The organism is Sediminibacillus albus (genome assembly GCF_900101125.1).
GTDB lineage: Bacteria > Bacillota > Bacilli > Bacillales > Amphibacillaceae > Sediminibacillus > Sediminibacillus albus.
Genome location: NZ_FNFL01000003.1, coordinates 192,671 through 215,675 on the forward strand (window position 1 = coordinate 192,671; position 23,005 = coordinate 215,675).

The 23,005-nt window shown below is 41.7% G+C and carries 17 protein-coding genes and 1 pseudogene; 8 read left to right on the top strand and 10 right to left on the bottom strand.

Annotated features, from left to right (window positions below):
* The first annotated feature begins 21 nt into the window (after positions 1–21).
* The 4 genes and pseudogenes from BLR93_RS10025 to BLR93_RS10035 all read left to right on the top strand — a co-directional run bounded on the left by BLR93_RS10025 (position 22) and on the right by BLR93_RS10035 (position 3,126).
* The gene (locus tag BLR93_RS10025) at positions 22–1,110 is read left to right on the top strand and encodes an AI-2E family transporter (RefSeq protein ID WP_093213886.1); all 1,089 of its coding nucleotides are present in this window, start codon (positions 22–24) and stop codon (positions 1,108–1,110) included.
* Positions 1,111–1,116: 6 nt separating this feature from the next.
* Positions 1,117–1,309: pseudogene (locus BLR93_RS17775) on the top strand (IS1595 family transposase); the annotation flags it as partial.
* Positions 1,310–1,439: 130 nt separating this feature from the next.
* Positions 1,440–2,426 carry an NAD(P)-dependent alcohol dehydrogenase gene (locus BLR93_RS10030; protein ID WP_093213889.1) on the top strand — a complete coding sequence of 329 codons (987 nt, stop codon included), beginning with the start codon at positions 1,440–1,442 and terminating at the stop codon, positions 2,424–2,426.
* A gap of 415 nt (positions 2,427–2,841) precedes the next feature.
* On the top strand, positions 2,842–3,126 hold the full coding sequence (locus BLR93_RS10035) for a hypothetical protein (RefSeq protein WP_093213891.1): 285 nt from the start codon (positions 2,842–2,844) through the stop codon (positions 3,124–3,126).
* A 364-nt stretch (positions 3,127–3,490) separates the two neighbouring features.
* On the opposite strand, the gene BLR93_RS10045 is transcribed toward BLR93_RS10035, so the two are convergent.
* From BLR93_RS10045 to BLR93_RS10060, 4 genes are all read right to left on the bottom strand, one after another.
* Positions 3,491–4,621, bottom strand: a complete 1,131-nt coding sequence (locus BLR93_RS10045; protein ID WP_425440933.1) for a DctP family TRAP transporter solute-binding subunit — start codon at positions 4,619–4,621, stop codon at positions 3,491–3,493.
* 5 nt (positions 4,622–4,626) lie between these two features.
* On the bottom strand, positions 4,627–5,901 hold the full coding sequence (locus tag BLR93_RS10050) for a TRAP transporter large permease (RefSeq protein ID WP_093213896.1): 1,275 nt from the start codon (positions 5,899–5,901) through the stop codon (positions 4,627–4,629).
* A gap of 35 nt (positions 5,902–5,936) precedes the next feature.
* Positions 5,937–6,485: a TRAP transporter small permease gene (locus BLR93_RS10055; protein ID WP_093213898.1), complete on the bottom strand. Its 549-nt coding sequence runs from the start codon at positions 6,483–6,485 to the stop codon at positions 5,937–5,939.
* 769 nt (positions 6,486–7,254) lie between these two features.
* A complete protein-coding gene (locus tag BLR93_RS10060) occupies positions 7,255–8,106 on the bottom strand; it encodes a GNAT family N-acetyltransferase (RefSeq protein ID WP_093213901.1) in 852 nt (283 codons plus the stop codon).
* A 142-nt stretch (positions 8,107–8,248) separates the two neighbouring features.
* Between BLR93_RS10060 and BLR93_RS10065 the strand changes: the two genes are divergently transcribed.
* Complete coding sequence (locus tag BLR93_RS10065) at positions 8,249–8,431, top strand: SE1832 family protein (RefSeq protein ID WP_093213903.1); 183 nt, start codon at positions 8,249–8,251, stop codon at positions 8,429–8,431.
* 771 nt (positions 8,432–9,202) lie between these two features.
* The gene (locus BLR93_RS10070) at positions 9,203–9,487 is read left to right on the top strand and encodes a hypothetical protein (RefSeq protein WP_093213906.1); all 285 of its coding nucleotides are present in this window, start codon (positions 9,203–9,205) and stop codon (positions 9,485–9,487) included.
* 471 nt (positions 9,488–9,958) lie between these two features.
* On the opposite strand, the gene BLR93_RS10075 is transcribed toward BLR93_RS10070, so the two are convergent.
* On the bottom strand, positions 9,959–11,848 hold the full coding sequence (locus BLR93_RS10075) for a cation:proton antiporter (protein ID WP_093213908.1): 1,890 nt from the start codon (positions 11,846–11,848) through the stop codon (positions 9,959–9,961).
* 301 nt (positions 11,849–12,149) lie between these two features.
* Here BLR93_RS10075 and brnQ point away from each other — a divergent pair, with 301 nt between their 5' ends.
* Together brnQ and recQ are read left to right on the top strand one after the other, a co-directional pair.
* On the top strand, positions 12,150–13,442 hold the full coding sequence (gene brnQ / locus BLR93_RS10080; RefSeq protein ID WP_425440941.1) for a branched-chain amino acid transport system II carrier protein: 1,293 nt from the start codon (positions 12,150–12,152) through the stop codon (positions 13,440–13,442).
* 340 nt (positions 13,443–13,782) lie between these two features.
* Positions 13,783–15,933, top strand: coding sequence for a DNA helicase RecQ (gene recQ / locus BLR93_RS10085; RefSeq protein ID WP_342720478.1), 2,151 nt, complete (start codon positions 13,783–13,785; stop codon positions 15,931–15,933).
* Positions 15,934–16,238: 305 nt separating this feature from the next.
* On the opposite strand, the gene BLR93_RS10090 is transcribed toward recQ, so the two are convergent.
* The 5 genes from BLR93_RS10090 to BLR93_RS10110 form a co-directional block, all read right to left on the bottom strand.
* The gene (locus BLR93_RS10090) at positions 16,239–17,480 is read right to left on the bottom strand and encodes an aminopeptidase (RefSeq protein ID WP_093213913.1); all 1,242 of its coding nucleotides are present in this window, start codon (positions 17,478–17,480) and stop codon (positions 16,239–16,241) included.
* A gap of 92 nt (positions 17,481–17,572) precedes the next feature.
* Entirely contained in the window at positions 17,573–19,456 is a 1,884-nt protein-coding gene (locus BLR93_RS10095) for an ABC-F family ATP-binding cassette domain-containing protein (protein WP_093213916.1), read from the bottom strand.
* A 167-nt stretch (positions 19,457–19,623) separates the two neighbouring features.
* The gene (locus BLR93_RS10100) at positions 19,624–21,045 is read right to left on the bottom strand and encodes an alanine/glycine:cation symporter family protein (protein WP_093213918.1); all 1,422 of its coding nucleotides are present in this window, start codon (positions 21,043–21,045) and stop codon (positions 19,624–19,626) included.
* Between the two features lie 243 nt (positions 21,046–21,288).
* Positions 21,289–21,945 (bottom strand): type 1 glutamine amidotransferase domain-containing protein, encoded by a 657-nt coding sequence (locus BLR93_RS10105; RefSeq protein WP_093213921.1) that lies wholly within the window; start codon positions 21,943–21,945, stop codon positions 21,289–21,291.
* A 128-nt stretch (positions 21,946–22,073) separates the two neighbouring features.
* Positions 22,074–22,895: a VOC family protein gene (locus BLR93_RS10110; RefSeq protein ID WP_093213923.1), complete on the bottom strand. Its 822-nt coding sequence runs from the start codon at positions 22,893–22,895 to the stop codon at positions 22,074–22,076.
* Positions 22,896–23,005: the final 110 nt, after the last annotated feature.

The following is a 23,005-nucleotide window of genomic DNA, read 5'->3' on the forward strand; positions in this document are numbered from 1 at the left end:
TAATAGTAAGGTTGTGAGCGTATGCGATTATTAGAGAAAAAGTCTGTTCAAGGCTTAGTTATCGCCATTTTAATTTTCATGTTGATTTACCTTATATCGATAACAAAGTTCATTTTCGTACCCATCGGTGCCTACTTAATATCGATTGCCGTACCGATTATCGGAGCAGGCCTGTTATATTACATAACGATGCCGCTTGTCCGCAGGCTCGAAAAATGGAAAGTACATAGAATCTTGGCCATTATTATTGTATTTTTTATCATTATTGGCGTTATTTACTTTATGGCCAATTTCATTGCACCGATTGTTCAGCAGCAATTCACCAAATTGACCGACAATATTCCCAAAATGGTAGATAACAGCGAGAAATTCATTTACAACTGGCGTGACAATCAAGATATGATTCCAAGCCAGCTGGATTCAACTATTGAAAATATTACAAATAACCTTAATGATTATGCGCAAAATATTGTCGGCTTCTTGATTGATTTTCTTGCCCAGGTATTTGGTTTTCTATTTGCCTTTGTGCTAATACCATTCTTTTTATTTTTTATGCTGAAGGACGGGCATAAGTTTGTACCATTCATCTCCAAGTTTCTCAGCAAAAGCAAGGCAGACAGCTTCAGAAGGCTGGCAGATAACATCAATCATACCCTTGCTTCCTTTATCCAGGGCCAATTTATTGTCAGTGTCTGTGTCGGTTTTATGCTGTATATTGGTTATCTAATCATCGGCCTTCAATACTCCTTAACACTGGCATTGTTCGGGCTTATCATGAATTTCATTCCGTTTGTAGGGCCGTTTTTATCAGCGATTCCCGCGATAATCGTCGGATTTTTCGAGGACCCGATGCTTGCCGTCTGGGCAATACTCGTAATGGTGATCGCCCAACAAATTGAAAGTAATTTGATTTCGCCTAATATCATGGGAAAAGTGCTCGAGCTCCATCCTTTAACGATCATTACTTTGATTCTGGCCGCGGGCAGCATCGCCGGCTTTCTAGGATTGCTATTTATCATCCCGGCCTATGCCGTTGTTAAAACAATTATTTCCCACTTTTACCACGAATGGCGAAAAAAGCAGCCGCCAGAGGACCAAAATATCTTTTAGAGTGCTGGATGGATACAACGATTTAACGGTGTTGCAACCAAGTATCTAAACAGTTACCTCGCTTGGTTTCATGTGTTAGAGAGCATTCATCATCAGCGAAATAAAGTCACAATGACCCAATATGATAGTAAAAGGGAATCTAATTCCAATTGTCGAAACATTTGATCCACTTAGACTTTCTAAGGAGTTTACGGTATAAACATTATTTCTTTTTTCAACGAACGGTACAAGGTATAGTCTAAGAACAGTTATTGAAGAGTGAAACGTTGGTCTATTTATTCGTAATACTCGTATGATATTAATGAATATAACAAATTAGAGGTGGACAAATGAAAGCAATTGTGTACACAAAGTACGGTTCCCCCGAAGTTCTTCAGCTAAAAGAGGTAGAAAAACCTATTCCTAAGGAAAATGAAATACTGGTAAAAGTAATAGCAACAACTGTAACAGTAGCAGATATTCGTGCACGGAGTTTTACAGTTCCCCTCCCTGTTTGGCTGCCTGCCCGAATAGCATTGGGTTTTAGACAGCCAAAAAAAGATATATTAGGGATGGAGTTAGCTGGAGAAATAGAGTCAGTAGGAAAAGATGTCAAGCGATTTAAGGAAGGTGACCAAATCTTTGCAGCTTCCCTAGTGGGTTTTGGTGCTTATGCCGAATATAAGTGCCTGCCTGAAGACGGACCAGTATCTATTAAACCCAACAATTTATCTTTTGAGGAAGCCGCAGCCATTCCAATAGGGGCACGTACAGCATTGTTTCATCTTAGAAAGGCTAACATTAAGAATGGTCAAAAGGTGCTTGTCTATGGCGCTTCAGGAAGTGTAGGGAGCTATGCAGTGCAAATTGCCAAGTATCTCGGAGCAATAGTTACAGGGGTATGCAGTACCTCGAATTTAGAATTGGTAAAATCTCTGGGAGCCGATAAGGTAATTGATTACACTACCGAAGATTTTTCTAGTAAAGGTGAGACTTATGATGTTATCTTTGAAGCGGTAGACAAAAGTTCGTTTTCAGCTTGTATGAAATCGCTAAAGAAGGATGGAACCTATATTAATGTCCCGGTACCGTTACCAGGAGTTAGAATGCTATGGACTAAATTGACAACCAGCAGGAAATTAATATTGGGTCGAGATTCACCTGAAAATCCCGAAGCCCTAGACTTCCTCAAAGAACTTGTTGAGGCGGGGAAGTTAAAAGTGGTCATTGATAGGACCTATGAGTTTGAAGAGATAGTTGAAGCACATAGACATGTCGAGAAAGGGCACAAGAAGGGAAACGTCGTCATAAATGTGGAACATAACAACAAATCCTAATACGCCATCTAAAAAACACGATTAAATCTAAGTAGTTCCGTGTCCGTGGGAAATATCCAAGACAGCACAATAATTAACAGACCAAATCGGATATGGTTTGGTCTGTTGTTTTTTCCTTATATAACAATGTTTATTGGATAATAAAATTGAAAATAACATAGTAATTAGCACCTTGGCAGTAGCTGTTGTCAAGATTACTATGTTATTTGGTATGCCAATTGCTATGTTGGTTTTCATTAACTAAGTAGGCAATTGTAATTTTATGTTAATATAAATGTATTGTTTGTGAAGGAAAATTCTTCAACAAACGGGTGCCATCGCTTAACAAATTATTCGCCTTTCCTTCTTTAAGTAAAGGGCAGGTTAGCATTAGTATTATTACATGACATAAATAAAAATATATGGAGGTATAGTTATGTGGATAATATTTGGGGTTATTGCAATAGTAACAACTTTTATTAATCTTTACATGTATAAAGCAGGAAAGGATTATAAGCTTGCTATGGCGATAGGATTATCATTTACAGCCTTAACACTTTGTTCAGAATACAGTCTTGTATCTGGGTGGGTAAAAGCAGAAGATTGGTCAGCTTTAGGAGATGTAGTACCTGGTATGGAAAGGGCATTATGGTTTTTGACAATTGTTTCTATCTTACTAAATATAGCACCCATACTTTTAGAACTAAAAGGTAAGGAATAGGAATTATGCAATGCAATCAGGAAAAATTAAATAAAGAGAATGCTTGGATAATGATATCCAAGCATTTTCTCTTTAGAAAACAAGGTAGACACGAGTAAAAATGCACGACTTTGTGAAACAATGCACCTAAACAAACGGGGGCGTTAGTTTAAGAAACCTAATATACAAGATTAGAACTTCCACAACAATGGAAGCCCTCTTCTTCTGCGTAATGTCAACACTAAACTTTAACATATCTTTTAGAATAATGCCCGAAGCTTTAAACTCACTAGCATAAGAGGAAATAAGTATAAAAATACTAAATACTAAAAGGACTGGCCCCAGGAAGGACCAGTCCTTTTTCATATGCGTTCCACATTAGCTTTTATTCTGTGGCAGCATCAATTTCTTCTTGAAGCTTGTTGAGGATATCGCCATTTACTGTAGAAACTTCCTCGATATAGAAGTCGCGTACAGGTTTTGCTTTTTCTCTGAATGCTTCTCTTTGTTCATCCGTCAATTCAATTATTTCTGTCGGGTTGCTATCATTGTTTTTGATTGTTTCCAAAAACTCTTCATTTTGTGCTTTTTGTTCATCAAAAACCCAGTCCTGCATTTCGTTTACGGTTTCATTGACCATATCCTGGACTTCCGGTGACAGGTCATTAAACCAGTCAGTGTTAACAGTTGTCATTGCTACATAGTTATTATGACTGGAAAGTGTCATATAATCCTGGACTTCATGGAAAGAAGCATCTCCTATAAAGAAGATTGGGTTTTCCTGTCCTTGTACAGTGCCGCGGTCAAGAGCTGTATATAATTCACTCCAACTCATTGGTGTCGGTTCTGCGCCATATGCTTCATAAGATTCCGAAATCAATGGAGATGTCTGTGTTCGCATCAGAAATCCTTCAAAATCAGAAGGTTCATCAATAGCTACATCACTGCTGGTCCACTGCATGGCACCTTCTGTCCAATAGCTAAGCGGTGTAATTCCATATTCCTCATATCTTGCTGACAAGTCTGTATTAAGTGCTTCACTGTTAGTCAAAATATCCTGTGTTGTTTGAAGATCATCAGGGAAAAGGAAATGCAAAGCAAATACTTGACCTTCAGCTACCATGTTACCAGTAAAACCTGGAGACATGACAGCCATTTCCACACCGCCGTTTTGCAATAGCTCTACCTGGTCACTTTCACTGCCAAGGCCGCCGTATTCGTAAGGCTCGATAGTGATTTTTCCGCCTGATTTTTCATCCATTCGTTTGGCGAATTCTGCCGCATATTCATATTGCACCTGGCCTTTTACTTCTTCCGTGACAAATCTCCATGTTTGCGCTTCAATGTCTGCGGTATCTTCTGAAGATCCGTCTCCACCATCTGCTTCTTCACCAGAGTCGCCGTTACCTCCACAAGCAACTAATAGAAAACTAATAGACAATATGGCGATTAAACCAAATAAGTATTTTTTAAAAATAATAATTACCCCCTTAAAAAATTTTATATGTGAATCCACTCACTTTACTGGAAATAGCGGTAAGCGAGTGAGATCTCCTCAAACCCAATCAACAAGGCGCCTACTGCCAGCAAAATAATGATAAAAGGCGGCGTACCTTTAATGACATCCAAATAAGACTTATGAAAGACCGCGCTTGCCGTAAATATGTCCACCCCGAATGGAGGTGTGGCAGACCCCAATGCAGCCTGGAAAGTTACAATGATCCCCAGGTGTACTGGATCGATGCCTGCACTTTCTGCTACAGGCATAAAAATTGGTGTTAAAACTAAAATAACGACGATCGGATCGACAAACATACATCCGACAAAGAAGAAGATGGATACCATAATTAATACGTAAATTGCGCTTGGGTCTGTACCTAATACTGCTTCCGAGATAATTTGCGGAATTCTTGCAAAGGATATCATCCAGGTAAACGCCTGTCCTCCGGCGACCAGGACGAAAACAGCAGATGTAACCAGACCGGTTGACAGTGCCACTTTGGGCAAATCAGTCAATTTGATAGACCGATAAATGATGACTTCTAAAATAAATGCATAAAGGACGGAAACACCAGCGGCTTCCGTAGCACTGAAAATCCCTGAGTAAAGCCCTCCAATAATGATAATCGGAAATCCAAGAGGAAGGAGTGCTTTTCTAGTATACTTCCACCTTTCTTTCCATGTTGCTTTTTCAGCTAAAGGGATGTTTTTAACTTTGGCATAAAAATAACTATATAATGCAAAGCAAACGAACACGAGGATCCCCGGAATGATTCCAGCGAGGAATAAATCACCTACAGAAGTACCTGAAACAAGCGCATACATAATCATCCCAATGCTCGGCGGCACCAATAACGCTATATCACTGGAATTAATAATTAAAGCAATCGCACTTGAATCCTTATAGCCTGCTTTTAAAAGTCTTTGACGCATTGGTGTACCAATAGCAACCACAGTTGCCTGGGTCGAACCTGAGATAGCCCCAAACAAAGTACAGGCTGCCGAGGTTGTAATTGCATAACCGCCGCGCATATGTGCGACGAAAGAACCGATAAAATCCAGCAGCCGGTTAGACGTTTTACCCGTTGTCATGATATCAGCTGCTAAAATAAACAATGGTACCGCCAATAATACGTAGGCTTCAATTCCTGTTTCCAGCTGCCGCATCATCAGCATAGGATCCATCATTGGAAAAAATATAAACAGTATTGCCAATGGGGCCGCGATCAGCGGAATCATCATTGGAAAATTTAATAACAACAAGACGATCATGATCGTCATTAACGTGGCTACCATTTTCAGTTCCTTTCTACTTCGTATTTTGGAGATGGCTAAACATGGGTTTGATCCTCGACGCTAGCATCATCGTTGTAATCGACTAAATCTGTACCTAAATAAACTTCTTTCTCTCTTATGTTAATCCACACATTCCTGAGATATTGAATCCCCCCCATGAACAACCCGATAGGGATAAACATGGAAATGTAATAAGAAGGCAGTTGAAGAGCAGTGGTCACTCTTCCACTTTCATAGATAGATAACACATGCAAGGAAGAATAATAGGTAAGAATAAACAGGAAGACGGCGGTTACGGCCGGAATGAATATAGCTAATGCTTTTCTTACTTTGAAAGGTGCTAAATCATAAAATGCCGACATGCTAATATGCCGTCCTTTCCTGGCTGCATAAGAAATCCCCATAAAAGTCGCTAACACAATGGCAAATTTGCTAATTTCATTGGCAAAAGACCAACTTGAACCTGTTAGCGCCCGACTGAGGACATTGCCAATAACCATGACTGCAATAAGCAGGACAGCATAGCTTAAAATAATTTCTTCCAATTTGAGTATAAACTTGTCAATTGCTCTTAATAATTTCAATGCCTGTTTTCCTCCTCGTTGTATTTGGGAGAATTGTATTCATACTTGTAAAAATTTAAGAGAAAAGCCTCAACGCTTCTATTTATGTACAGCAACTTCTCAATTATTAGTGAATCCATCCATATTAATCAGCTTTCCTTGCATAAAACCCATTCTTAATAAAATGGGGGCTACCTGGCTACTGTTTTCCAGATACCTTTAATGTTACAGAAGTGTTTCAACGCTCTCAAACTGTATATATACCGATTTTTCTTAATTATTGGATAAATAATATTGTGAGGTCATATTGACAGGAGCTTCTTTAAATATAAGCTCATATGCTCCCAATGGTTTCCAAATACTCTTTATCCGCTTAAATAGGAAATAGCATGGTTAGTAAATAATACCCAGTTTCTTTTCTTCTCAAACCTCTCTTGCTCAAAATCAGCAAAAAAACAGTTGAAAACAGAAAAAAGTTTTGCTTAGAGATCTTTTCTTCTTCACCCCAATACAGCATTCACATCTATCTAAAAAAGAGATTGGGACAAAAGGATAGTGGCCAAGACAAAAAACGACCGATAGTTCGAAATCCTTAGCATTCGAACCCGTTCGTTTTTTCTTTTATATATATTTAATATCGTGGATTTCCTCCTCTGAAAGTCTGCGTACTATTTTCAGCAGTACACAAATACTTAAAGATGGCCTTTTAAAACTTCCTATGCTGTCATCGTTCAGTTTTTTGCAAGTGGATGTATATTATAGCCCAACCTCTTCCTGTTCCGTTTGCCGTTTATTTAAATCGGTACATGATTGATTCGCCCACCTCTTGATAGCCTATTTTTTTATAGATGCTGTTAGCCGTTATATTGGCTTGGTCTGTGTACAGACTGCAGAAATCATTGCCTTCTTGTAATAGGAGCTTGGAAAATGCGGAAACAAGGGCAGTGGCATATCCCTTCCGCTTATATTCATCCGGTGTATAAACTGCATTCACGGTCACTCCATGTTTTGTTTTTCTCGATTGATTTGCCATCGAAACTGGGGTGCCATCGACCAGCCATACATAAACCGATCGTTTGTTAATAAAATCGGCAGCCATCTTTTCGGCTGCTTCTAGATTAATATCTATGTCAGCCTCTTCCCCAAATTTTCTCAACCAGTCAGTGATTAACGGAAGATAGGAAGAATCAGCTTTTCCAATTTCTCCGTTGACGGTATTAATGCTGTACACCTTATCAAGTCGATAGATAAGCTGGTTCATTTGAACAATAGCTGTTCCCCCCGTCAGGGCTTCCCATTTTTGTGCAAATACCTGTGCAGCTTGTTTCGGCCCTAGCACTCCCGGGAGTTTAATCCCTTGTTTAAAAAGATACTCGGCAACCGCTTCTATTGTTTTATGGCTAGTATTTTCTACATTCGGCAAGATCAAGTTGTTGGGAGGTGTCTGCAAAAACAAATATTCTACAACACCCCGATGTTTAACCAAACCAAGGTATGGCGCTGCCTCAAAGCTGCCTGCAGGATCTTCCTTCAAACGGGTAAGAATGCCTAAAGCCAAATTGTTGCATGCTTCCCTTTTTAACAACAAAGGCTCTGCTTCTTGAAAATAGCTGTTGATACTGCTGCTTAAAATTATCTCCACTTACTCCATCTCCCCTTCGTGCACTTTCTATATCCATATTTTATCTCAAGTAAGGATGTAAGGATATATCGGAATAAATAAAAGCGAAAAGCTATTGACTAGCCACTTATGCTGTCATACAGTTTAGACAAGGAGTGGTTTTATGACCAAACAAGAGGTAGAAAATAGAATAGCGGAACTAAAGTCCGACTATATCCGGATCCAAGCTGATTTGGAGAAACTTGACTCTGTCGGCGGAAACACAGCTAACGCAGAAAAACAGTTAGGTCAAATGGAAAAGGAACTTGCTGATCTAAACAAACAGTTAGCTTCCATGGAAGAATAATAAAGTTACATCTGTCTGTAAAAACCCCCCCGCTTAAACTGTGGTTAAGGAAAATGGTATCGAAGAAGAGGGAAGTCACCAAGAATTAATCCAAAAAGGCGGCGTTCTTGCTAATCTTTAAACTAAGGACACAGTGACATCTATTTTTTCTTCCAACAAGGTTGGGTGCTTAAACTAACACAGGCAGAATACTTCGCTTTCTGTGGGGAAGGCTTCAGCCTCCTTAGAAGCAAAATGGCTTCTTCCGGGGGCCTCAGACTCGTGCTGATCTCACTGGAGTCTCGTATTCTGCCTGCGCTGATAGGGCTGTTCTTACTACCTTAAACGATGACTGATGCGGAAATACACTTCGCCTTCCGCGGGCAGCTGGTGAGCCTCCTCGAGCTTGCGCTCTGCGGGTTCTCACCGAGGCCTTCCCTCCCGCAGGAGTCTCCGTGGATTTCCTTCTCTGAAAGTCTGCGTACCGTTTTCAGCAATACACAACTGCTTATGATTTACTTGAGATCGTCTCGGATGAATTTACGAACAGAAATTTCCGAAACGACATCCATTTCACAATGAATCCCGCCTTCATTGCCATCCCCGCCCTGCTATTACACGGGGTCATGTTCGGAATCCACCATCTTTCGATTGCGGTAACGAGAGACGAATACACGGCCCTGCCGCCGCGTTTCAACTACTATTCCTCGCTTATTAAATGATAATTGGAAATTTTGTGGTACTCTATTATGTAGATAAGAAATATTGGAATAGAGAGAGAGGAGTGGTAAAATGGCAATTGTTATAGGGTATGGAATTGCATTTATAGGTGCGCTTGTAGCTTTTCTGCTAAGCGTAGGTAAACCAAAATACAAGAAATTTAAGGTATGGGGCATCGCTCTTATGGTACCAATTTCACCAGCTTTTGCTTTTGCGATAGGGTTAACCTATGCAGTCATAGTAAAAAGTGGTTGGGCAGGATTGATAATGTGGTATATTTTCCCCATTATCTTCATAATCGGACTCGTTATGTTATTGGTTGGTATTTTCAAGAAAGAAGAAACAGAAATAGCTTGAGTTGTTTAACAAAGGGTCTTTCATTGAAGAAGACTAATATAGCATTTAAGAGCTTGGATTTTCTCCAAGCTCTTTTTTCATTTCATTACTTAAAATAAATAATGTCGTTCCAATTGAATTGTTTGTCCGTAACCCCCCCCTGCCTTCGAGGTCCGAAGATGAGGCGACCTCACATCCGTGACTATGCAAAATCACTCTTTTTAGATTGGCCTCTGTTGATTCCACTAGGAGCAATCGGTGGTGACGCCTGCGGGAACAGCGCGAGCTGGAGATCCACTTCTTGGTCAAGTGACATTCTTGACCAAGTCAGCTGAGGCTAAGACTCACGCCAAGCAACCACCGACAAGAGAGTCGTGGAGTCAACATCAAACTTTGACAGCACCTTTAGATTAAAAAGGACTTTTTCAGTGGCCTCCTTGAACAACTATACTTTATAGCCGTTCAAGCGGGGGAGAAATGCAGATAGACAAATTATTCTTTCTGCTGTTGTTCTTCGCTCGTATTTCTTTCTCGTTCGGCATTCTCATACTGCTGCTCATCCAGTTTCGCCTTAATTTTATTTACCTCTTTGCTCGGCGGCGTCAAGCTGATGACAACATCCCCTGCCTCAGCTTTTAACTTAACTTCCTCTGTATAATACTCCACGTTGCCAGATGCTCTTAAAACGAACAACAATATTGTACCCTGCTCTCTTTCTTCCAAATAACGCGGATAGCTGTATTGATTAGTAATATTCGTTTTTCTTAACACATAGCCAGCATCTACCTTTTCGCACAAACCTTCTAGTGATATCTCGCCAGAAAACAATACCCGGCCGGCAATCGTCGGATCCAAATCTTCCATATGGTCGCCTCGTTGGCTTTGGATACTCAATTTATATACATTGTTCCTTCCAAATGCCGGAACAAAGGCAGTTGAAACTAAAGCATTATAAGAATCAAATTCTGTAGCTGAGATCAAGTAGTCGTATGGAGTCATATCCAGACGGTAATCCGTCTGTTCCGACAATATTTCCCCATGGTGAAAATTCACCCCGGCACTCCGGGCTTTACTAAGTCTTTGCCAGGAGGAATCAGAAACAATTACGGGTACATCTACTTCTTTCAGTATTTTAGCCAAGGCAACGGTAAAGCTGTTGCTGCCGATAATCAACGTACCCGGCCGCCCCTCTGCAGATAAATTCAGCTTCTTAGCCAGCCAGCCGATAGAAAAGCCATGGGCCATTACAGTGAAGAAAACCAGAGCAAAGGTAATTGACATGACCAAAGCAGCGTCTTCATAACCCTCATCATACAAAATCGATGCAAAGTAACCTGATACTGTCAAAGCTACAATCCCGCGCGGGGCAATCCAACCGACCAGAAGCTTTTCTGATTTTGTTAAATCCGTTTTAATCGTAGACAGCAAAATCGCCAAAGGTCGTACAATGAATAGCATTAACAGTACAAAGCCAATAATCTCCGGTTGAAAGATTTGCATTAAGGTCTCTCTTGTTAACGATGCCGTCAGCATGACAAAGATAGTAGATATTAATAATATTGATATATTTTCTTTGAAGTGGCGCATGTCTTGAATGGAAGAAATCCGGATGTTCGCCAAAGTCATCCCCATAGCTGTAACAGCCAGTAAGCCCGTCTCATGAGTCACTTCATCTGCAATGGTAAAGCAGGCGATCACAGCAGCAAACACAAGGGGGGACTTTAAAAATTCCGGGACACGTCCTGTTTCAAACATCCAACCTATCCCTCTTCCAATCGCCCATCCAAGGATGACTGCGAATAAGGAAGCTAATAAAAACAGCAGTAACGAAACGATATTCGGATCTTCGCCTGTAAGAACAATAATTATTTCCAGGGCGAATACGGCGAGCAGTGCACCGATCGGATCAACAATAATCCCTTCCCATTTTAAAATTTTAGCCGGTCTCGGTTTCAGTTTAGACTGCCTTAGCAATGGCAGAATCACTGTGGGGCCAGTGACAATAAATAAAGCTCCGATGACAAACGAAACAGCCCAGGACATCCCGGCTACATAATAGGCCGCAAGCGAACCAAGGATCCAGCTAATGAAGGCTCCTAATGTCACAATTCGAAACACAGACCGGCCTAATCCTCTAATATCCTTTAAGTGAAGATTCAAGCTTCCCTCAAATAGGATGATTGCTACAGCCATCGTTATAATTGGCTGATATACATCGCCAAAATCTTTTTCAGGATTAATCACTCCGAACAAAGGACCGGCAAGCAGGCCGGCAACCGACATAACTACTATTGCCGGAAGCCTGTAACGCCAAGAAAGCCATTGTGATCCAACCCCTAGAACACCAATAATCATAAATTCTAATAAAAGGGAATGAGCCAATGTTCTTCCCCCTTCCAACAATGTTTGTATGTTTTTCTATAAAATATATAAAGATAGTTTATATGGCTGGTTATTTAATGTAAAATTGTTTGATTGCAAATTCCTGCATTATGCTTGCACATATCCTATGGCATTTGTTTACAAACTCCCCAACTGTACTGGCATAGTCACGGTACTGCAGGGAAAACTGTCATTGACAAATCATTTTCCCGTTGGTAGTATTGTTCTGCTTTCGAATATTTCAAAAAAATTCAACGGCTTCATATAGAACCAGCTTGTAAAAGCTTGCACGGAGGTATTCATCTTGGGACGACAGACGTTTCTAATTGGTTTTATGCTTTTCGCCTTATTTTTTGGGGCTGGAAATTTAATTTATCCGCCGACATTAGGGCTAGAGGCTGGTACGTCTTATTGGCCTGCTATCGCTGGCTTTATCCTAACCGGGGTCGGCCTTCCGATACTTGCCATTTCGGCGATTGCTCTGGTAAATGAAGATGCCACAGAACTAGGAAACAAAATCCACCCAATGTTCGGATTGATTTTTACATCAGTAATCTACTTGGCTATCGGACCATTTTTCGGGATTCCCCGTGCAGCTAATGTTGCCTTTGAAATGGGTATCCTTCCAGCGTTTCAACCGGATAGCGGACAACTTTCCATGTTATTGCTATTGTTTACTTCTATATTTTTCATTTTGGTATATTGGTTCAGTTTAAACCCATCGAAGCTAGTCGATAGAATTGGCCAATGGCTGACTCCCTGTTTATTAATTGCTGTTGCAGCACTGTGTATCGGCGGTTTTTTACAGCTCTCTTCGCCTGTAAAACCTCCTGAAAGCAAGTACATTACTACCCCCTTCTTCACTGGATTTGTAGAAGGGTATCTGACAATGGATGCCATTGCTGCCTTAGCTTTCGGAATCATTGTAGTGACAGCTTTTAAAGAAAGAGGCATCCAAACAAAAAAGGAAATGGTCATATCAACCTTGAAGGCCGGCTTGATTTCAGGTGCTGCCTTAACAATTGTTTATGGGTCGTTGGGATGGATAGGCGCAAAAATGGCTTTACAGGGAAGCTTTGAAAATGGCGGCCAAATCCTTTCCAGCGCTACCCAACTAGTATATGGAAATTTCGGGTTACTATTATTGGGGACTATTGTCGCACTTGCCTGCTTCACGACATCAATCGGATTAACTGTTGCCTGCGGGCAGTTTTTTGCAAGGATCACCCGATTTTCATATGCAAAAATTGTAGCAATAATAAGCATTGTTAGTTTTCTTGTTGCCAATCTAGGGTTAAATCAAATTATTGCTGTTTCCGTACCTGTATTGGTTACCATCTATCCGATCGCCATTGTCCTTGTCCTGTTAGCCTTCCTCGATAAATGGTTTAATGGGTCGCCGCTCGTTTACCGGGGGGCTATCCTGCTCACTTCGATTGTCAGTATTTATGAAGGGCTGGATGCCCTGGGACTAGACTTGGGCGGAATTCAGTCACTCGTTGAACATCTTCCGCTTTTTTCTGTTGGTCTCGGCTGGCTGCTGCCGGCTGTTATCGGTGCATCAATCGGCGGCTTTATCGACCAACGAGGATAATGGATTTTACGCTAACCAACCTCAGGCATACACAACCATAAAGGGCTGCCCGCCAAATGCGGCAGCCCTTTAATCTATTTATTTATGATTCGTTAAGCTCCGTGCAGCCAAATAAACATCGAAATTTCCTAAACTCAAAAATAGTCATTGGTTTACACTTGCTGAATACACCTTTTCCACCAACTTTTTTTATTCATTCCCCCAAAAGATCTTACCTTAAACTTTTTATACCCGTAAGAATCAACTTGAATGATTCTCGCTGGTCAATAATCATGATAGGATAGTAATATTGAATCTTAACGATTACCTACCGAGTATAGCAGAAAAGGATGAACATCAAATGATGCTGGAAAAAGCCCAACAAATACTTGAAGAATATTTTGGTTTTCAGAGCTTCCGTCCCGGACAGAAAGCTGTAATAGATTTTGTCATGAATAAACATAATTCTTTAGCCATCATGCCGACAGGAGGCGGGAAATCGCTTTGCTATCAAATTCCCGGCTTGGCTTTAGAAGGGACGGCAGTGGTTGTATCACCCTTAATATCCCTAATGAAGGATCAGGTCGACGCCCTAAGCTCTCTAGGGATACCTGCCACCTATATAAACAGCTCTTTAGATACCGAACAATTTCACGAGCGAATGCATCAGCTGCGGGCAGGGAGCTATAAATTCGTTTATGTCGCACCTGAACGGTTCGAATCACCGACATTTCTCGAGTCCATCAAATCGATTTCACTTTCACTAATAGCATTTGATGAAGCCCATTGCATTTCGCAATGGGGGCATGATTTCCGGCCCAGCTACCGTTCAATCATTCCTGCTCTTGATAAAATACCGAATCTTCCGGTGGTGGTAGCATTGACTGCGACGGCTACTGATGAAGTGAATCATGATATCCGCAGGTTGTTATCAGTCCAAGATGAGCATGTCATTAATACAGGGTTTGCCAGAGATAATCTTTCTTTTCACATAGTAAAAGGAAAGGATAAACGGGATTTCATTCTTGATTATGTAAAGGATCGAGCTGCAGAAGCAGGCATTATTTACACCTCAACGAGAAAACAAACCGATATGGTTCATCAGTTATTAGAGAGTAAAGGATTCCAAGCAGCGAAGTACCACGCCGGGCTGTCAGAACAAGCACGGAAACAGGCCCAAACCGCCTTTACTCAAGACGAAAAAACAATTATTGTTGCAACCAATGCCTTCGGGATGGGCATCGATAAATCTAACGTCCGTTATGTTATCCACTACGCCTTGCCAATGAATATTGAATCCTATTACCAGGAAGCAGGACGGGCAGGGAGAGACGGCGAACCAAGTGACTGTATTCTGCTGTTTTCCGGACAGGACATCCAGTTGCAGAAATTCCTGATCGAACAGTCACTGATGGCAGAGGATAAAAAGACAAATGAGTATAAAAAGCTGCAGGCAATGGTCAACTACTGCCATACTCACAGCTGCTTACAAACTTATGTGCTTCATTATTTTAACGATTATTCCCTGCCAGAAGACTGCGGGAAATGCAGCAACTGCCTGAACAACGAGAATCGCGAGGATATGACAAAAGAAGCACAAATGGTCTTATCCTGCGTAAAACGGATGGGAGAACGATTCGGCGCCGGGATAACTGCTAAAGTATTAAAAGGTTCCAAGGATAAAAAAGTGAAGGAGTTCCATTTTGATCAATTAACAACTTACGGCTTGATGTCGCAATATACCGAGAAAGAGATAACCAATTTCGTCCACTTTTTAGTAGCTGAAAATATTCTTACAACAGGAGACGATCGTTATCCCATTTTAAAACTGACTAAGCAGGCTGGCGAAGTATTAAAAGGGAAGAAACAAGTATGGGTGCAAACCGGTTTTGCCAGGAATCCAGTGTTAGTGGATTATAATGAATCCTTGTTTGAAGAACTAAGGCGGCTGCGCAAGCAAATTGCCAGCGAAGAAAAAGTGCCGCCTTATGTATTGTTTTCCGATGCTACCCTAAAAGAAATGGCCCGCCGTCTTCCTCAATCAAAGGAAGATATGTTAAGGGTTAAAGGAGTCGGAGCCAAAAAGTTTGACCAGTACGGTGAGCCTTTTTTACAAGCCGTCGAACCGTGGGTGGAGAAGACCGGCCAGCAAGACACCTCACCTTTCGGCATCGAGCCAATCCTGCAAAAAAAGCAGACAGAGGATGATACTCCGAGCCATCTGATCAGCTATCAGCTGTTTAAAGACGGTCAGCAAATTGCCGAAATAGCAGACAACCGCAATGTTACCGAACAGACGGTCACCAATCATCTATTCAAAGCTTATAATGAAGGAAATGTATTGAGCTGGGAACGGCTATTTACCGCCGACCAGGAAGAAGTGGTATTATCTGCAAGACAGGGTTTGGATGAACCTAAATTAAAGCCAATCAAAGAAGCTGTTCCAGAGGACATAAGCTATACAGTCATTAAGGCTGTCCTTGTTAAACATGGCTTCTTGCTATCATCATGAATAATCACAACATAACAAAAGGGCCTCTCATGGAGGCCCTTCGCTGTTATATACTATTATTTATATCTTGATTATGCCTTCTTTCCTGGCAGTCCTTACAAAGCTTTACTTTTTCTTCTTTCCTCGTGGATAGCAGTTTTCCACAGTTTGAACATTTGTGAAACTCATTCGCATTGGCCTGAAAGCCAGCCAATTCGCCTTCATCACGCCTGACCATGGGCTAACACTCCTTTCGGTAGTTTTTTAAAATACCGAATATATAATTGGAATGTACCCCCGTTGCGACAATGCCAAACCGAAATTATTTAAGCGTCAAAATCTAGTGCCCAGCTTCCCTTACGGAATACTGGTTCCGAGCTGCCATCTGCTGTGACACCGTCGATATCAAGTTCTGCCGATCCAATCATAAAATCGACATGGGTGAGACTGTCATTGACACCATGTTTGTCCAATGCATCCTCGTCCATTTGTGAGCCACCTTTCAGGCTGGTTGGGTAGGCTTTTCCTAATGCAATATGGCAAGAGGCGTTTTCATCATACAACGTATTATAGAAAATGAGTCCTGACTGGGATATTGGAGATTCATGCGGCACAAGTGCAATTTCTCCCAAACGACGTGCCCCTTCATCTGTATCCAGTAAGTGCTGCAATGTGTCATACCCTTGATCTGCCTGGTAATCGACCACTTTCCCATCCTTGAAGGTAAGACTGAAGTTATCAATTAAGTTACCTCCGTAGTTCAACGGTTTTGTACTGGAAACTGTGCCATTGACACCATACTTGTGCGGCAGGGTAAAAACTTCTTCTGTAGGCATATTCGGATTGAAATCTGTTCCTCTTTCGGTCTTTGCAGATCCGCCCTTCCAAATATGGCCTTCTGGAAGTTCTAATTCAATATCTGTCCCAGGTGCTTTATAGATCAATTTTTTGTACTGCTTCCTATTTAAAAATGCACGGGCTTTTCTCAAGGTTGCATTATGATCATTCCAAGCAGCCACAGGGTCATCCTTATCTACACGGACAATCTTGAATATTTGCTCCCAAAGGCTTTCCATTGCTTCTTCCTTCGACTTACCAGGAAATATTTTCTGCGCCCAATCGCCAGTCGGAATGGAAATGATAGACCAGGGAATACGATCATTCATGGTGTACTGGCGGAACTCTTTCATTGCTTCGGCATTGGCCTTGGAAGCCTTAGCTACACGGCCGGCATCTATGTCTTTCAGAAGGTCTGGGTTAGTTGACCTGATCGATAACACGGCGGCTCCTTCTTCTGCAAAAGAAACAAACTTATCTACCTGCCACTGCGGAACTGTTGTTAACACTTCTTCTGGTGCATTTTCATATTTAAGCAGGTTAATCTCATCATCGGTCCAGTTGATATGTACATTCCTAGCCCCTAGTTGATACGCTTTACGCACTACAATCCGAGTGAAATCAGCTCCTTCAATAGGTGCATTTATCATAAGTGTCTGGTTCTCTTGCAAGTTGACGCCAGTTTTGAGCGCCAATTCTGCATATTTTTCCAAGTTTTTCAACTCTGCCATTGTTTTCCCTCCAAAGTCGACCTGTTAGTCAGTTTTATTTACATTTCTATTATTTCATAAAAACCAATGACTAACAAAATTTTCACACTATTTTATTGTTCATTAATTTCTTCGACAAGCAGCGATAATTCGGTCCATCTTTCCATTGCCTGCTCCAACTCTGTTTCCACTTGCTCTTGTTTATTATATAATTCCTGGACTCGGCTGAGATCACTGCCGGCTTCTCCAATTTCCCGTTTGACAGCTTCAACTTCTTCTTCCAGGCTGGCAATCCTGTCTTCAATGACCTCCCATTCCTTTTGTTCATTGTAGGAAAGCTTTTTCTTCTTTTTACGCGGCTGCTGCGGCTGTTTGGCAGGAGCAGTTTTTGGCTTTTGCATGTCTTTCGCTTCCTGCAAATATTCACTATAGTTGCCATAAAAGAAGCTTATTTCTCCTTTGGCCTCAAAAGCGATGAGGCGGTTGACGACACGGTCCAAAAAGTAGCGGTCGTGGGAAACGGTAATAACGACACCAGGAAACTGATCCAAATAATCCTCAAGTACTCCCAGGGTTTGCGTATCAAGATCATTTGTCGGCTCATCGAGCAACAGTACATTCGGTTCCCCCATTAGGACGCGAAGCAGGTAAAGCCGCCGCCTCTCCCCGCCGGATAGCTTGCTAACATAGGTCCATTGCTGTGATCTGGGGAATAAAAAACGCTCCAGCATTTGTTCAGCTGTGACCACATCGCCATCGGCAGTATGAACGACTTCTGCCACTTCCTTAATGTACTCAACGACTCTTAGCTTTCCATCCATTTCCGAATGTTCCTGTGTATAGTAACCGATTTTAACCGTCGGGCCTGCCTCAATATTTCCAGCATCCGGCGTTATTCTACCTGCCATCATGTTTAGTAAAGTGGTTTTCCCGCTGCCATTTGGACCAATAATACCGATCCGGTCGCCAGGTACCACCAAATAACTGAATCCGTCAATCAGTGATGTACCGCCATATGATTTGCTAATGGACTCAATCTCTATCACTTTTTTTCCCAGCCGGTAGGAACCGATTTGAAAATCGAGGTCTTGCTTTCCCGTATCAAATTGGACTTCCTTTAACTCTTCTGCCCGCTGTTTCCTGGCTTTCTGTTTGGTAGATCGCGCTTTGGCGCCCCGCCTTAACCATTCCAGTTCCCGTTTCAGCGTGTTTTTGTGCTTTTGTTCATTTTGTATTTCCAAGGCTTCCCGTTCTGCTTTCTTTGCAAGAAAAGCTTCATAATTTCCTTCATACGTATATAACTTCCCTTTATCAAGCTCGTAAATACGGTTAGTAATCCGATTTAAAAAATAGCGGTCATGGGTAACCAGGATGAATGCGCCTGCGTACTGCGGCAGAAAGCTTTCCAGCCATTCAATCGTTTCATTATCCAAGTGGTTGGTTGGTTCATCGAGAATCAATAAATCTGCAGGTTGAATCAATGCCCTGGCAATGGCTAACCGCTTCCTTTGCCCACCGGAGAGCTCCGCTGTCTTCTTGGCAAAATCGGAAACCCCCAGCTTAGTCAAGATAGTTTTAGCTGTTGTATTAGCATCCCACGCTTCCTGTTCATCCATTTTTTGCTGGGCCTTGAGCAGCTTTTCCTGCAGTGATGCTTCTTGCGGATTTTTATCCAACTGCTGAAGCACCTCTTCATAATGCCGCATCGTCTGCATGATGGAGGACTCCCCCTGGTATATCTGTCCTAAAACAGTTAAATCTTCATCAAGGTCAGGCTCCTGGCTTAAGTATTCCACGCGAAAATCGTTGGCGTGTTTCACTGCTCCAGCCTCTTTCGATTCCATTCCGGCGATTACCTTTAACAGTGTTGATTTCCCGGTACCATTGACACCTATTAAACCGATTCTGTCTTTTTGCTCAATCGTAAAGGAAATATGGTCAAACAATACCTTTTCACCAAACGACTTATATAATTGCTCTACAGTTAGGAGACTCATCTATTATTCACCCTTTAATTAGTTAAGCTTTATCCTTCCAAGTATAAAGGATAAAGCGGAAACTTGAAAATAACTGTCACTGCCATACTCAATATGGACGGGGACAGTGTCCCCGTCATAAATAAATCAGGCTGCCAGCGTAATCTCAGCTGGCAGCCTCCACTTCATTAGCTCTCTTCTTTTTCAGATGTCTGGTCTTTCCCCCAGTACTCCATCCCGGTAAAACCCTTGAGATTTTCCCGATAGAATACCGGGTCCTTGCCTTGCCGTTTCTGATCCACATAGTCCTTTAATGCACGGTATGCGACTTTGAAAAGCATGGTAATTGCATACAGGTTAATCAGCGCCATAATTGCCATTGACAAATCAGCCATATTCCATACTAAATCAAATTCCTGCAAGGCACCGAACGTAACCATCAATAAAACAGCAAGACGATATATTGTCAACGCCGGTTTACTGTTCTTTATAAATTCTATATTCGTTTCACCATAATAATAGTTCCCTAAAATCGATGAATAAGCGAATAGGAAGATTGCAACCGCGATAAACACAGCCGCCCAAGGCCCCAACTGTGCTTCAAATGCACTTTGGGTAATCTGGATACCTTGCAAAGTACTCCCGGCATAACCTTCTGTTGTCAAAATAATCAAGGCAGTTGCACTACAAATAACTAATGTATCAAGAAATACACCAAGTGTTTGAATCAACCCCTGCTTGACTGGATGGCTGACTTCGGCAGTAGCCGCCGCGTTCGGCGCACTACCCATACCTGCTTCATTAGAAAATAAGCCGCGCTTGATACCCATCATTATTGCCGCACCAAAACCGCCACCGGCAATTTCCCTGATGCCAAACGCATTTAAAAAAATCAGCTCGAACATTTCAGGTATTGCTGTATAATTCGCTGCCAAGACGTACAGTGCCAATATGACATACAGTATCGCCATGATTGGGATAATAAACTGGGTAACACGGGCAATGCTTTTCAGCCCGCCAAAAATGACGGCTGCTGTCATAGCTACTAAAATGACGGCCATAAGTACCGGACTAATTCCAAACGATTCTTCGAACGCCAGCCGAATCGTATTTGATTGCACCGAGTTAAAAACAAGGCCATATGTAAAAGTAATAATAATAGCAAAAATAATTCCCAGCCATCTTTTGTTTAAGCCTTTTTCCATATAATAAGCAGGTCCGCCCCTGTATTGGTTCTTGTCCGGCACTTTGTAGACTTGGGCGAGGGTGCTTTCGACAAAACTGGTTGCTCCACCTAGCAATGCTATGATCCACATCCAAAAAACAGCGCCTGGCCCTCCGGCAGCGATAGCTGAAGCTACACCAGCCAGATTACCTGTACCAACCCGGGAAGCAGTACTGATTGTAAACGCCTGGAAGGCAGACGTTCCTTTCTTCCCTTTAGCATTAATCGTCCTTTTATCAAATAAGACACGGAACATTTCCTTAAGAAGTGTAAATTGCACAAACTTCGTGCGTATCGTAAAAAATAATCCAAGACCTATCAAGACGGCAATTAACACATAACCCCATAGAAGGTCATTCAAGGTGGATAATATATCTGCAAACATAAGCTTCCTCCTACAGTATTTCTACTATTCATACTATCAATATTATACATGACGATATTGCTCTCTTCCATACCCTCGTTAACTTGCATGCAAACCCTATCACACTCTTACTGGTCTTTTCTTCCAAAAGTATCCTGCAAAGTAAGGGGAAAGTGCGTGCTCAGCTGGTTTCACACAAAAAAACGGCGAACAGGTCTGTCCTGATCGCCGTTTTTGCCTCTATATTATCCTATCAAAGATAGGTTATTTTAATAGGTCAGCAAACTGGTTTGCGGTCGCTATACTGGATTGGGGATTTTGGCCGGTTACCAAATTTCCATCAATTACCGTATAATCCGCAAATGGTTCACCTTGGCTAAAGTCTGCGCCTTCGTTCCTTAAACTGCTTTCCAGCTTGAAAGGCAGCTTATCCATTATATTCATTTTTTGTTCTTCTTCATTTGTGAAAGCCGTCATTCGGCGACCATCGGCGAATTTCCGTCCATTAGATAGCGTCACATTGACAAAACCTGCTGGTCCATGGCACACAGCCCCAATCACTTTATCCTTTTCAGCAAAATCACTTATTATTGATTGCAACGCGCTATTGTTCGGAAAATCCACCATCGTACCATGACCGCCCGGCAAAAAGACGCCATCAAAATCATTCGGGTCCTGTGCTGCTAAATTTTCCGTGTTTTCCAATAGCTTTACCGGCTTTTCCCATTCATCCGGGGCCTCATCTTCATAACTATTAGGATCTAGCGGGACATTTCCTCCGCCAGGGCTTGCAACAGTAATTTCAAATCCATTTTTTTCAAAAACACTATATGGCTCCCCATACTCAGACAACCATAAACCTGTTTGGTGATCTCCCATTGTTTGAGAGGAAGTCACCACCATCAATACTTTTTTTCCCATTGGAATGCCCCCTTCAATAAGGCTTATTTCACTAATGGCTATTCCATTTTTTCAGCTATTCTAAACATTCTGCTTTCAAAAAAAACCGTACCCCTCATTACTATGAGAGGAGCACGGCTTTATTTCATTTATTTTAAAAATTGGTAGTTAATATGGAAAGGGTCCCGGGCTTGCCCAGTCTCAGCATTGATAGCCCCTTGTGCCGTTAAATGCTCTATATCTTCAGCGCTGGTCTGAACATACACTTTTTTCAATCCAATAGTTCTCTCCCCGGCAGGAACAGCTCCTTCTCCCTTCCAGGTGTTTAAACCTATATGATGGTGGTAACCTGCTGCAGACACGAAAAGTAACTGCCTGCCAACCTCAATAGTTGGGGCCAACCCAATTGCATCAACATAAAAACTTCTTGCTTCAGCAAGAGTGGATACATGAAAATGCAAGTGGCCGATGGTTGTGCCATGAGGAAAACCATTCCATTTAGCTGCATGGCTTAACAAGTCTTTCGCATCTAAAGGGTCAGCCGCTATTGGCAGCTCTCCGTTCAATTCGCGCCAGCTTTCTTTTTCACGATCGGCATATACTTCTATCCCTATTCCATCTGGGTCTTCTAAGTAAATCGCTTCACTAAAGTGATGATCAGATGCTCCTATTAAGGGTTCATTTTGGTAGATCATCTGCTGCAGAAAAGAAGCAAGATCTTTTCGGCTAGGTACAAGGATGGCAAAATGATAGAGTCCGGTCATCCCAGCAGCTGGTTGTTCAGCATGAATATCTTCCTGCAAATAGATCAAACCTGTATTCCCAGGGGTTCCCAGCAATGCGGTGCTTTTTTCCTGTTCCTTCACAGTAAAACCTAAAACATTTTGATAGAAGGCAAGGGAGCGATGCAAATTGCTGACAAGTAAATCAATTCTTTTAATATGAAAAGACGTTAAATTCGTTTGGTTCATATTTACTATCCCTCATTTGTATGGTATTCTATTATTAGTTACTTTTAGTAAGTAAGTGTATATTAGTAATATATTTTAGTCAATCATAACTTGGCAGAAATAAAAAACGT